The 12,906-nt window shown below is 61.6% G+C and carries 11 protein-coding genes; 10 read left to right on the top strand and 1 reads right to left on the bottom strand.

What is annotated here, in order from left to right; translation table 11 throughout:
- The first annotated feature begins 242 nt into the window (after positions 1-242).
- The 6 genes from rpsL to FQP90_RS23750 all read left to right on the top strand — a co-directional run bounded on the left by rpsL (position 243) and on the right by FQP90_RS23750 (position 9,154).
- Positions 243-617 (top strand): 30S ribosomal protein S12, encoded by a 375-nt coding sequence (gene rpsL / locus FQP90_RS05005; protein ID WP_009358312.1) that lies wholly within the window; start codon positions 243-245, stop codon positions 615-617.
- A 1-nt stretch (position 618) separates the two neighbouring features.
- On the top strand, positions 619-1,089 hold the full coding sequence (gene rpsG / locus FQP90_RS05000) for a 30S ribosomal protein S7 (protein ID WP_003803829.1): 471 nt from the start codon (positions 619-621) through the stop codon (positions 1,087-1,089).
- Between the two features lie 69 nt (positions 1,090-1,158).
- Positions 1,159-3,273 carry an elongation factor G gene (fusA, locus tag FQP90_RS04995; protein WP_011775599.1) on the top strand — a complete coding sequence of 705 codons (2,115 nt, stop codon included), beginning with the start codon at positions 1,159-1,161 and terminating at the stop codon, positions 3,271-3,273.
- Between the two features lie 231 nt (positions 3,274-3,504).
- The gene (tuf, locus tag FQP90_RS04990; RefSeq protein ID WP_011775598.1) at positions 3,505-4,695 is read left to right on the top strand and encodes an elongation factor Tu; all 1,191 of its coding nucleotides are present in this window, start codon (positions 3,505-3,507) and stop codon (positions 4,693-4,695) included.
- Positions 4,696-4,851: 156 nt separating this feature from the next.
- The gene (locus tag FQP90_RS04985; protein ID WP_144648595.1) at positions 4,852-9,000 is read left to right on the top strand and encodes a hypothetical protein; all 4,149 of its coding nucleotides are present in this window, start codon (positions 4,852-4,854) and stop codon (positions 8,998-9,000) included.
- A 28-nt stretch (positions 9,001-9,028) separates the two neighbouring features.
- The gene (locus FQP90_RS23750) at positions 9,029-9,154 is read left to right on the top strand and encodes a hypothetical protein (RefSeq protein ID WP_280115942.1); all 126 of its coding nucleotides are present in this window, start codon (positions 9,029-9,031) and stop codon (positions 9,152-9,154) included.
- A gap of 20 nt (positions 9,155-9,174) precedes the next feature.
- Here the strand turns inward: FQP90_RS23750 and FQP90_RS04980 are convergent, their stop codons facing one another.
- The gene (locus FQP90_RS04980; RefSeq protein WP_144648594.1) at positions 9,175-10,608 is read right to left on the bottom strand and encodes a GH1 family beta-glucosidase; all 1,434 of its coding nucleotides are present in this window, start codon (positions 10,606-10,608) and stop codon (positions 9,175-9,177) included.
- 383 nt (positions 10,609-10,991) lie between these two features.
- Between FQP90_RS04980 and rpsJ the strand changes: the two genes are divergently transcribed.
- From rpsJ to rplW, 4 genes are read left to right on the top strand one after another with little or no spacing between them, the layout of a single operon-like run.
- Complete coding sequence (gene rpsJ, locus FQP90_RS04975) at positions 10,992-11,300, top strand: 30S ribosomal protein S10 (RefSeq protein WP_003803825.1); 309 nt, start codon at positions 10,992-10,994, stop codon at positions 11,298-11,300.
- 17 nt (positions 11,301-11,317) lie between these two features.
- Positions 11,318-11,968, top strand: a complete 651-nt coding sequence (gene rplC / locus FQP90_RS04970; protein WP_018776685.1) for a 50S ribosomal protein L3 — start codon at positions 11,318-11,320, stop codon at positions 11,966-11,968.
- A 4-nt stretch (positions 11,969-11,972) separates the two neighbouring features.
- Entirely contained in the window at positions 11,973-12,590 is a 618-nt protein-coding gene (gene rplD / locus FQP90_RS04965) for a 50S ribosomal protein L4 (RefSeq protein WP_089595800.1), read from the top strand.
- A complete protein-coding gene (gene rplW / locus FQP90_RS04960; protein WP_011775593.1) occupies positions 12,587-12,892 on the top strand; it encodes a 50S ribosomal protein L23 in 306 nt (101 codons plus the stop codon). Before rplD ends, rplW begins: the two co-directional genes overlap by 4 nt.
- The last annotated feature ends 14 nt before the right edge of the window (positions 12,893-12,906 follow it).

Here is a 12,906-nt window from a genome sequence, read left to right as displayed (position 1 = left end):
ACTTTTGGTAATTGTTCTGTGTGGCAGTGGATGAAGGCCGCCGCAGCATCATTTTGGTTTTGTTCTCATGGTGCTGGGTGGAGCCTGTTTCCGGGTTGCGGGCAACATGCGCAACGAATGCCGCACTTTTGCACGCCTACCGGAGTTTTCGGCCGGCTGCACGAGCAACGCCAAAGTTCCCACGTTTACACTGGCTGGCGCCTGTGTGTGGGGGCAGAGATCAAACAACGGAGAACACGAAAGTGCCTACGATTAACCAGCTGGTCCGCAAGGGCCGCACGCCGAAGGTCTCCAAGACCAAGGCTCCCGCGCTGAAGGGCAGCCCGATGCGCCGCGGTGTTTGCACCCGCGTTTACACCACCACCCCCAAGAAGCCGAACTCGGCTCTTCGTAAGGTGGCACGTGTGCGCCTCAACGGTGGCGTTGAAGTTACCGCTTACATCCCGGGCGTTGGCCACAACCTCCAGGAGCACTCCATCGTGCTCGTCCGTGGTGGTCGTGTGAAGGACCTTCCGGGTGTCCGCTACAAGATCGTCCGCGGCGCACTCGACACCCAGGGTGTCAAGAACCGCAAGCAGGCCCGCAGCCGTTACGGCGCAAAGATGGAGAAGAAGTAATATGCCTCGCAAGGGTCCGGCCCCGAAGCGGCCGCTAGTTTCCGATCCCGTTTACGGCTCCCCGTTGGTCACGCAGCTGATCAACAAGGTTCTGGTTGACGGCAAGAAGTCCACCGCAGAGCGCATCGTTTACGGCGCACTCGAAGGTGCACGTGCCAAGTCCGGCGGCGACCCCGTTGCCGCCCTCAAGAAGGCCATGGACAACGTCAAGCCTTCCCTCGAGGTGCGTTCACGCCGTGTTGGTGGCGCCACCTACCAGGTTCCGGTTGAGGTCAAGCCGGGTCGCTCCACCGCCCTCGCTCTGCGTTGGCTCGTGGGCTACTCCAAGGCCCGCCGGGAGAAGACCATGACTGAGCGCCTCCAGAACGAAATTCTGGATGCCTCCAATGGTCTTGGTGCCGCTGTGAAGCGTCGCGAAGACACCCACAAGATGGCCGAGTCCAACAAGGCCTTCGCACACTACCGCTGGTAAAAACTTTCCGGACGCCGCCGGCTCACTGAGCCGGCGGCGAACGTGTAGTCCATCCGAAAGGGAGACCCCGTGGCACAGGACGTGCTTACCGACCTTAATAAGGTCCGCAACATCGGCATCATGGCCCACATCGATGCCGGCAAGACCACCACTACCGAGCGCATCCTGTTCTACACGGGTGTGAACCACAAGATCGGCGAGACGCACGACGGTGCTTCGACGACTGACTGGATGGAACAGGAAAAGGAACGCGGCATCACCATCACGTCTGCCGCCGTGACTTGCTTCTGGGACAAGAACCAGATCAACATCATCGACACCCCGGGCCACGTTGACTTCACCGTTGAGGTTGAGCGCTCCTTGCGCGTCCTCGACGGTGCAGTCGCAGTGTTCGACGGCAAGGAAGGCGTGGAGCCGCAGTCCGAGACTGTTTGGCGCCAGGCTGACAAGTACAACGTGCCGCGTATCTGCTTCGTCAACAAGATGGACAAGCTGGGTGCTGACTTCTACTTCACCGTAGACACCATCATCTCCCGCCTTGGTGCCAAGCCGCTGGTTATGCAGCTGCCCATCGGCGCCGAGAACGACTTCATCGGTGTTGTTGACCTCCTCGAAATGCGTGCCCTGGTTTGGCCGGGCGACGCTAAGGGTGACGTCACCATGGGCGCTTCCTATGAAGTGCAGGAAATTCCGGCGGACCTCCAGGCCAAGGCCGAAGAGTACCGTGCACAGCTCGTTGAGACTGTGGCCGAAGCTTCCGAAGAACTCATGGAGAAGTACCTCGAAGGTGAAGAACTCACCCTCGAAGAGATCAAAGCCGGCATCCGCAAGATGACCATCAACTCTGAGCTCTACCCGGTCTTCTGTGGTTCTGCCTTCAAGAACCGCGGCGTACAGCCGATGCTGGACGCTGTTGTTGACTTCCTGCCGAACCCGCTCGACGTCCCGCCGATGATCGGTCACGATCCCCGCGACGAAGAGAAGGAACTCACCCGCAAGCCGTCTGCAGACGAGCCGTTCTCGGCCCTCGCCTTCAAGATTGCTGCGCACCCGTTCTTCGGTCAGCTGACCTTCGTCCGCGTGTACTCCGGTCACGTCGAGGCCGGCGCCCAGGTGGTCAACTCCACCAAGGGCAAGAAGGAACGCATCGGTAAGCTGTTCCAGATGCACGCCAACAAGGAAATGCCCGTCGAGGGCGCTACCGCCGGCCACATCTACGCAGCTATCGGTCTGAAGGACACCACCACGGGCGACACCCTGTGCGATGCGAACAACCAGATCGTTCTCGAGTCCATGAGCTTCCCGGAGCCCGTGATCTCGGTTGCTATCGAGCCCAACACCAAGGGTGACCAGGAGAAGCTCTCCACGGCCATCCAGAAGCTCTCCGCTGAGGACCCGACCTTCCAGGTCTCCCTCAACGAAGACACGGGCCAGACCATCATCGCCGGCATGGGCGAGCTTCACCTGGACATCCTGGTGGACCGCATGCGCCGCGAGTTCAAGGTCGAGGCAAACGTTGGCAAGCCGCAGGTTGCTTACCGCGAGACCATCAAGCGCGCCGTTGAGCGCCTTGACTACACGCACAAGAAGCAGACCGGTGGTTCGGGTCAGTTCGCAAAGATCCAGATCGCGATCGAGCCGATGGACACCGCTTCAGGCGAGCTGTACGCGTTCGAGAACAAGGTCACTGGTGGCCGCGTTCCCCGCGAGTACATCCCGTCGGTTGACGCCGGTATCCAGGATGCACTGAACGACGGCGTCCTGGCCGGTTACCCGGTTGTTGGCATCAAGGCCACGCTGATTGACGGCGCGTCCCACGATGTTGACTCCTCGGAAATGGCGTTCAAGATCGCCGGCCGTATGGCTTTCAAGGAAGCTGCACGCAAGGCGAACCCTGTTCTGCTTGAACCGCTGATGGATGTTGAGGTCCGCACACCTGAGGAATACATGGGTGATGTTATTGGTGACCTGAACGCCCGCCGTGGCCAGATGCAGTCCATGGAGGACGCAGCAGGTGTGAAGGTTATCCGTGCACACGTTCCGCTGTCCGGCATGTTCGGCTACATCGGTGACCTGCGGTCCAAGACCCAGGGTCGCGCTGTGTACTCGATGACGTTCAACAGCTACGCGGAGGTCCCGAAGGCAGTAGCCGACGAGATCATCCAGAAAACCCGCGGCGAGTAATCTCCCGGTAACGGATGCAATTCCGGTATCGGGAAGGCATCTAAGCGTGTGAGGCGGGGCTGCGGCGAGAGTCGCGGCCCGGCCCCTGCGCAAACAGGCTCTAGGAACTAAGATTGGTTCCTGAATCTGCAATTTCACCAAAACCAAGCCCCCAAGTAGACTTGCTAAAGTTTCTGCCGCGAAAAGCGCGGCCGAGGAGCACTTCACTTGAAATCGTTCTAGGAGGAACCTGTGGCAAAGGCAAAGTTCGAGCGGACTAAGCCGCACGTCAACATCGGCACCATTGGTCACGTTGACCACGGTAAGACGACGCTGACTGCCGCCATTTCCAAGGTGCTGTACGACCAGTACCCGGATCTCAACGAGCAGCGCGACTTCGCGTCGATCGACTCCGCTCCGGAAGAGCGCCAGCGCGGTATTACCATCAACATCTCCCACGTGGAGTACCAGACCGAGAAGCGTCACTACGCACACGTAGACGCCCCCGGTCACGCTGACTACATCAAGAACATGATCACCGGTGCTGCCCAGATGGACGGCGCAATCCTCGTGGTTGCCGCAACCGATGGTCCGATGGCTCAGACCCGTGAGCACGTTCTGCTCGCCCGCCAGGTTGGTGTTCCCTACCTGCTGGTCGCACTGAACAAGTCCGACATGGTTGATGACGAAGAACTCCTCGACCTCGTCGAAATGGAAGTTCGTGAGCTCCTCAGCTCGCAGGGCTTCGATGGCGATGAGGCTCCGGTTGTTCGCGTTTCCGGTCTGAAGGCTCTGGAAGGCGACCCGGTTTGGGTCAAGTCCGTCCAGGACCTGATGGCAGCTGTCGACGAGTCCGTTCCGGACCCCGTACGTGACCGCGACAAGCCGTTCCTGATGCCGATCGAAGACGTCTTCACGATCACCGGTCGTGGCACCGTTGTTACGGGCCGCGCCGAGCGTGGAACCCTCGCCATCAACTCCGAGGTCGAGATCGTTGGCATCCGCCCGATCCAGAAGACCACGGTTACCGGTATCGAGATGTTCCACAAGCAGCTCGACGAAGCATGGGCCGGCGAGAACTGTGGCCTCCTGCTCCGCGGTCTGAAGCGCGACGATGTCGAGCGTGGCCAGGTTGTCGTCAAGCCGGGTTCCATCACCCCGCACACCGACTTCGAGGCTAACGTCTACATCCTTTCCAAGGACGAAGGCGGACGTCACAACCCGTTCTACTCCAACTACCGCCCGCAGTTCTACTTCCGTACCACGGACGTAACCGGCGTCATCACCCTGCCGGAAGGCACGGAAATGGTTATGCCTGGCGACAACACTGAGATGACCGTTGCGCTCATCCAGCCGATCGCTATGGAAGAGGGCCTCGGCTTCGCTATCCGCGAAGGCGGCCGCACCGTTGGTTCGGGACGTGTCACCAGCATCATCAAGTAGTTTCTACTTGTAGATCTGTGACCTTCCGGCTCAACCGGTAGTTACGCACAGAAGAGCCCCACCGCTTCGGCAGTGGGGCTCTTCTTTGCTACGATTATTCAATCGAATGGATAAACGCCGTGCAGGTTCTGCGCCCGGCGCAACCAAGGAGCTGTCATGAATGCATTGCTCGTACTCGTGCTCCTCATTGTGACGGGGACGCTGAGCTATGTCCTGGGCGTGAGGCAGGGTCGCAGGGCGACACCGGGCGGCGCTCCGGGTCCTGTCCAACGCGACGGCGGCGCCTATCAGGCAGGTTACCTCGCCGGGCATGTGGCTGGCTGGCGTGATGCGGAGGCCAAACGGCAGGGGAGTGCGGCTCAACCGGCTCCCCAGGTGGCCCCCGCTCCCGCGCCGGTGAACCTGCCACCGAATCCTGCCTACATCCAGTCGCCGGTACGCCTACCGGCTCCACCTGCCGCGCCTGCCCCGTTCCCTGCCGTCGCTGCGCAGCGGCCTTTTGTCCAACCTCAGCAGAATGTAACCCGGCCTCAGCAGCCGCCTATGGCTCGGGAGACGCCCGAAGCTGCGGCGGCGCGGAAGGCAAAGCGGGACCAACAGAACATCAACATCACCTTGTATGTCGCCAGCCTTTTGCTGGTGGCTGCTGGTGCCCTGTTCGTAGGCACGAGCCTTCCTGAACTTTTCCGATTCGTGGGAATCGGGTTCATTACGGTCCTCTTTTACGTTTCGGGTCTTGTCGTCCATGCCCGGGTGCCCCGCTTGCGTCCTGCCGCGATTGCCTTCGTTGGCACTGGCTTGGCGCTTATCCCTGTGACGGGTCTGGCAATGTACAACTTCGTGCTCCACAACGGTCCGGCGGCTTGGTTGCTGACGTCCCTGCTGGGAACCATCGCTTATGCCTACACAGCCGTCCGGTTGGACAATAAGGTCCTTGCCTTCCTGTCCCTGAGCTTTGTTGTGTCCACGGCGTGGTCGGGCGTGGCAATGCTTGGGGGTGCGTTGGCCTGGTACTTCACGGCCCTGATCGGCGTGGCAATCGCGTTGACGCTTGGAGCGCTGCTCCGACCCCGTTGGATCCCTCCGCTTTATGTCCGCCCGCTGATGCTGCTCCACCCATTGGTGGTTCCCCTTGTGGCGTTGGCAGTGACTTTGACACCGCACCTTTTGTCGAAGGGGGAGTATGCGCTGGTCATGGCGATGTGTGGGATCTACTTCGCAGTGATGGTCTTTGTACCGGGCACCCTGTACAGGATTCAGCATGTTTACGCCGCACGGGCCGCCTTGACCCTTGCACTCCTCGGTTTGGTGTGGGACATCACCGAAGATGTCAGCACGGTGATGCTTGCTGCAGTTATCTGCCTCGGCGTTCAATCCATCGGAGTGGCACTGGGCGGGGAAAAGCTGGCTCCAGGCCGTTGGTGGACCGACGCTGTCTGGTGCCTTGGCCTGCAACTGGTTACCTCAGCCATCCTCACAGTGGTGCTGGGCCTTGGCAGGTACCAGCTGCCAGTTGAAGTCCCCCTGTATGTGGCGATGCTGACCGCCATGGTGGTGGGGTGGAAACTGGGCATGGGGTCGGAGTTCGCCCCAGCCGCAGTTCTCGGATTGGCTCTGCCTGTTGTTGGACTGCTCGGGTCATGGCCTGTTTCAATACTCCTCGCGTCCTCCGCCGTCTATTGGGGACTTCGGGCGACCATACAGCCAAGTGCCCACCGACAGCACTTGATCCTCGCCGGCCGGATCGCCCTGACCCTGGCTGCACCGGCGGTAGCGGCGGGGGTATTCGAGGGAAGCCAGCAACGGGCGGCGCTTTCCTTGGTGGCCCTTGTGGCTTCGGCTGTAGTGCAGCAGCTGGTAAGCGCTGGGCTGGTTCGTGCGGGCGTCCGGCTCGTGGCGCCCCTGTCCTCAGTGGCTGGATTCGGGGCCGCCGCAGTGGCGGGGCTTCTTGCCCTCACGGTATTCGATCACGACGCCGGTCACCCGATGGTCGCCTCTTCGGTTTTGCTTGTTCTCTCCGCCGGTGTGGCTTCCGGCCTGCTGCTCCCTTGGCAGGTGGAGGCCAGAGGTGGTCCCACCGTGTGGCGCCCCACGCTGGGCGAACTCCTGGCTCCCACAACGGCCGTTGTAGCGGGTGTGGTTGCGGCAGCTGTGGTCTCATTGACCTGGGGCAATGTGGTTCTTTTGGTGGCCGTGGGCTACTTCTGCGCGACCGCCCTGCGGATTCCGGCGTCATTCCATCGCCAGGCGTACTGGTGGTTGTCGCGGGCGAGTGCCACCGTACTGGCAGCAACCGCCTACGCGGATGCGACCAACCATGGATGGCACCTGCGACTGGCCGGCGAGGCTCCCAGCGTCGCCCTAGTCATCGTGTCGGCAGCGGCCCTCCAGCTGGCCCTTCCCTTGCTCTCGGGTTTCCGGCGCCGCTTCCCTCGGGCTTCCATGATTGACTCCGGCGTCGTCGTGGGAGCTATGGCCGCGGCCTCCACCGTCCTGACCGTCGCCAGTGTGACGGGAGAACCGCTGTTGCGTGATGGATGGCAGCCAGGCTTCGCGGCAGTCGTAACTGCCCTTGCGGCAGTCACCTGCGGTGTGGCTCTTCGACACCACCCCGCCGCATGGACGTTCGCACCTGCCGCTTTCGGCCTGCTCATCGCGCTGAGAATGGGGAACGTCCGCGATGTTGAGATCCTGTTGGGCGTCTTCGCCGCCTACAGCGGCTTCATGGCAACGGCCGTCAGGGACCGCGTTGCCCGGGGTGGGTATGTGCTCGGCGTCCGGGGCCTCATCGCCGTCTTCATCGCGGTGGTGGTAGCTGATGTGACGGCGTCGCCAGCAGCGGTGTCCATCGCAATGGCCCTGGTACTGGTGTTGCAGCACGTGCTGACATGGATCTTGAACAGCCGGAAGGTGGATGTCGCCTTCCAACCCACCCTGGTGTGGGTCACCCTGGGTGCCCAGCTCGCGTTGCCTTTGGTGTACGTTGTGGCGGGAGATTACGACGACGGCGGCCGGTGGGTGGTCCTCGTCGAGTTGGCCCTCGTGCTGGCTTCCGCGGCGGTCACCTCCCGTGCGCTGGGCGCACGTAGATCCCAATACTTCGGCATGGCAGCGACCGGGTCAATGGTCATGGCTGCCGGACCAGCACTGACGTTCCCTCCTGGCACCTGGCTCCATGAACCCTTGCTTGAGAAATCCCAGGTCCCGCTTGTGCTCCTTGCACTCGCCGTTGCCATGATGGGGGCCCGAGTCGTCTTCCAGCGGCGACGGATGGCGGGACTGTCCGCTGGCGACCACCCGGACCGTTGGTTCTGGTTGGTGTCATCCCTGGCTTTCATCGCTGCCGGTGGACTCTTGGCCTTGGATGTTTCCACAGCCCTCGCCGGGTTGGCGGTGCTGGTACTGGCGTCTACGCTGTTCGCTGCATCCCACCTCGAGCGGCTACCTCGCCTTTACGCCGCAGCTGCCCCTTCTGTGCTGGTAGGTGCCGCACCCGCCGTCGAAGGTTTGCTGGGCGGCCTGCCAGCGGGTGTGTGGAGCGATTACGCGCCCTGGCTCGTGGGTGGAGTGGGCACCGCGGTGGCCATGTACGCGATCAGGATTCTCGGTGGGGCGTCCATCAAGGAAGAGTCGTGGCGCCGGAACGCCGTAGCTGCAACCGCAGCTCTGGCACTTGCTTGTTCTGCCGCAGTGGGGCTAGTGCACGATGAAACATCCTTGGTCGGCTTCGCCTTGGTGGTGGCAACCGGTGTGCTGGTGGTTGCCGAGATTCCTTACGGCAAGTGGCTTGCGGGGGAGATTGCAGGCTTGCTGGCCCTGGCTTCCCTCCAAAGGGCAATGCTGTTCGTGGACGGGGCCATTCCCGATTGGTTCTGGACTGCGCAGTGGTACGTCATAGCCGGTGCTGTTATAGCAGGGCTGCGCTATATGAAGCGGGAGCGGAGCGATGGCTTGCTGCGATTGTGCCTTGCCGCGGGTGCGCTGTCCCTGACGTCCTTGGGAACGATCTTGGGCGGTACCACATCGCAGCAACTGTACGTTCTGGTGGCACACGTGGTTCTCCTGGCGGCCGGGCTGCTCCTGGCCGAAAGGGTGTTCGTGTGGTGGGGTGCGGCTGGTGTTGCGTTGAGCGTGATGTGGGCGCTTCGTTCATACGCCTTCGCCATGCTGGCGCTGGTTGCCGTGGCCTTGATTGTGCTGGCAGTGTGGCGCCTGAACCGGAAACCTCCAGCGGCCACCGGGTTGCCGGCACCCGGAGGAGATCCGAGTGATGCCCCTTCGCGGAGCCGGGACGTCATCCGATAATGTTGCAGTCTAGGCAGAGGAGCGCACCATGGAATTCCTGATTTTCCTGGCAGTCATCGTCGCTATCGGCGGCGGAGTGCTGTGGGGCCGCAAGAACTTTCGGAACGAGATTGAACGGGCCAAGCGCATCAGGCGCGCCAACAAGAATCAATAGGCTGATTTAACCTGGCTGGGCTACGCGGGATGGTTGCGCGCACGTCCCAGGGCGCGATACCAGTAGAAGGAATCCTTGGGAGTCCTTTCCAAGGACTCGAAGTCCACGTGAACAAGGCCGAAGCGTTGTGAGTACCCCGCGGCCCACTCAAAATTGTCCAGCAGCGTCCACACATAGTAGCCGCGTAGATCCACGTCTTGGGCCAGGCCCCCCGGACCTGTCGCGGTCAAGGCGTGGCCCAGGTGCTCAGCCAAATATGTGATGCGGTTGGTGTCTTGGACAGGACCGTCAACATGGGCGGGTTCGGGGAAGCTGGCTCCGCCCTCCGTGATGTACAAGGGTGGAAGGGCGTCCCCGTAGCGGTCCTTCATCTCTCGCAATAGCAATGCCAGATGTTCGGGTGCCACCGGCCAGCCGAAGCCCGTCGTGTCGTACTCCTGGTAGGCGGCCAAGTGGAAGGGAACTTTGGTCATTTCCGGAGAGGTTCCGGTGGGGATCTCCGCCGGACCGGGGCCCGCCGCAACCTTGATGGGGTAGTAGTAGTTGAGCCCATAGAAATCCAAGGGTTGGCTGATCAACGCGAGGTCGCCATCGTGGATGGTGCCCAGGGATCGGAACCAAGGTTTCATGGGAAGCGGTGGCTTGGGGTACTGGCCGAGCAGTATTGCGTCGGCATAGACACGGTTCAGGATCAGATCGAAGGACTGGGCCATCAGGCGATCACCCAAGCTGTTGCTGGCGGGCTGGACAGGGGAATGCATGTTGGAGACCCCAACCTCTCCTTTGACCCCCGCGGTCCGGAGCGCCTGGACCGCCAGGCCGTGCCCGAGTAATTGATGATGGGCGGCTGGGAGGGCATCGAACAACAACTGGCGACCCGGAGCATGAACGCCCAAAGCGTAGCCCTGCAGAGTGACGGACACTGGCTCGTTCAAGGTGACCCAGCGTTCCACACGGTCACCGAAGCGCTCTGCGGCGGCGGCGCAATAGACCGCAAAGCGTTCGGCTGTGTCCCTGTTCATCCAACCGCCGGCGTGTTCCAACTCCAACGGGGTGTCCCAGTGGAACAAGGTGGCCATGGGGGAGATGCCGGCGGCCAGGAGTTTGTCGATCAGGCGGTCATAAAAGTCCAGCCCCCGCTGATTCATTGCCCCCTTGCCACCGGGCTGGATGCGCGGCCACGAGAGTGAGAAGCGGTACGAATCTATGCCGAGCTCCTGCATCAATGCGATGTCTTCATCAGAGCGGTTGTAATGGTCGCACGCTACGGTGGGGGAGCCGCCGTCGACAATTGCTCCCGGCTTTTCGGCGAACGCATCCCAGCCCGATGGGCCGCGGCCGTCCGCGGTGAGCGAGCCCTCGATCTGGAAAGCAGCGGCGGCCACGCCAAGCGTGAAACCCGGACGCAACCGTGCGGCGAGGTCTTCCACGGAGCCTGAATCCTGGACGGTCATGCCCCCATCTTCCTCAGCCGCTGGCGGCCGGGCAATGGCCCCCAAGGGCCCGATTGGCCTTTGCCCCACATTTCCGCCATACTGGATGAGTTGTTCAAGCGCTTCTTCGTGTCCCGATCCGGATAATGCCGGGTGTCAGGGTCCAGGTTGAAGCCCAAACATAACCCTGAACCCCATGGAATGCGGTCGAGTCTGCGTGGAAATCGCGACACGCCCGACCGCGGGGGTCGGTGCGCCGACAGGTTGAGGAACCCGGAATATCCGGATTCAGCTTGTGCGGCGTGTGGTGGTACAACCTCAAACGCTTCGGCGGCCACATCAACAGGTAAGTAAACAGAGCAGCCCTAACTAGAGCAGCACTAGCTGAAAGAGAGTCAGGCGACATGGCGGGACAAAAAATCCGCATCCGGCTGAAGTCATATGACCACGAGGTCATTGATGTTTCAGCGCGGAAGATCGTTGAGACGGTCACGCGCGCAGGCGCAACGGTAGTCGGCCCGGTGCCGCTGCCCACGGAGAAGAACGTTTACTGCGTTATTCGCTCTCCTCACAAGTACAAGGACAGCCGTGAGCACTTTGAAATGCGTACTCACAAGCGTCTGATCGACATCATCGACCCCACGCCGAAGGCCGTTGACTCGCTTATGCGTCTCGACCTGCCTGCAGACGTGAACATCGAAATCAAGCTCTAGGGAGGTGCTGAGAGACTATGACCGCAACCCGTAACGTAAAGGGCCTGCTGGGCACGAAGCTCGGCATGACCCAGGTCTGGGACGAGAACAACAAGCTCATCCCGGTAACTGTCGTCCAGGCTGACTCCAACGTCATCACGCAGCTGCGCAACGCAGATGTCGATGGCTATGTCGCCGTCCAGATCGGCTACGGCCAGATCGACCCCCGCAAGGTCACCAAGCCGCTGGCTGGTCACTTTGAAAAGGCTGGCGTCACCCCTCGCCGCCACGTCGTCGAACTGCGTACCGCAGACGCCGCATCCTACGAGCTGGGCCAGGAGCTCTCTGTTGAGATCTTCGAAGCCGGCCAGAAGATCGACGTCGTCGGCACCTCAAAGGGTAAGGGCTTCGCCGGTGTTATGAAGCGTCACGGCTTCCACGGCGTTGGCGCTTCCCACGGTGCCCACAAGAACCACCGTAAGCCTGGCTCCATCGGTGGCGCATCCACCCCGAGCCGCGTCTTCAAGGGCCTGAAAATGGCCGGCCGCATGGGCGCCGAGCGTCACACCACGCTGAACCTCACGGTTCACGCTGTTGACGTTGAGAAGTCGCTGCTCCTTATCAAGGGTGCCGTCCCCGGTGCCCGCGGCCAGGTCGTACTCGTACGCACCGCCGTGAAGGGAGCCTAGTTCAATGACTAGCACTGTCAAGGTAGACCTGCCTGCAGAGATCTTCGACGTCCAGACCAACGTGCCGCTGCTGCACCAGGTCGTCGTCGCACAGCTCGCTGCTGCACGCCAGGGTACCCACAAGACGAAGACCCGCGCCGAGGTTTCCGGTGCAGGTCGCAAGCCGTTCAAGCAGAAGGGTACCGGCCGCGCCCGTCAGGGTTCCATCCGTGCTCCTCACATGACCGGCGGTGGCGTTGTCCACGGTCCGACCCCTCGTGACTACAGCCAGCGCACCCCTAAGAAGATGAAGGCTGCTGCACTCCGCGGCGCCCTGTCTGACCGCGCCCGCAATGGCCGCATCCACGTCATCGCTGAACTGGTAGCCGGCACCAAGCCGTCTGCCAAGGACGCACTGGCTTCGCTGCGCTCCGTTACTGAGCGCAAGAACCTGCTCGTCGTTATCGAGCGCGCCAACGATGTTGCTGCACTTTCCGTGCGCAACCTCCAGGATGTTCACGTTCTGTACGCAGACCAGCTGAACACCTACGACGTGCTTGTCTCCGACGACGTGGTCTTCACCAAGGCTGCTTTCGAGGCGTTCGTCGCTGACAAGGCAAAGAACGAGGAGGCCTCCAAGTGAGCGTAACCACCATCAAGGACCCGCGCGACGTCGTGCTTGCACCCGTCGTATCGGAAAAGAGCTACGGTCTGATCGACGAAGGCAAGTACACCTTCCTGGTGGACCCTCGCTCGAACAAGACCGAGATCAAGCTGGCCGTCGAGAAGATCTTCTCGGTCAAGGTTGACTCGATCAACACCATCAACCGTGCCGGTAAGCGCAAGCGCACCAAATTCGGCTGGGGACAGCGCAAGAGCACCAAGCGTGCAATTGTCACCCTCAAAGAAGGCACAATCGACATCTTCGGCGGTCCGCTCGCGTAGCGGAGACCACTTTA

The sequence above is a fragment of the Paenarthrobacter nitroguajacolicus genome, from assembly GCF_007786235.1.
Classification (GTDB): Bacteria; Actinomycetota; Actinomycetes; order Actinomycetales; family Micrococcaceae; genus Arthrobacter; species Arthrobacter nitroguajacolicus_A.
Note: the sequence above shows the minus strand (reverse complement) of the source record. Positions and strands in the feature narration are given on the sequence as shown.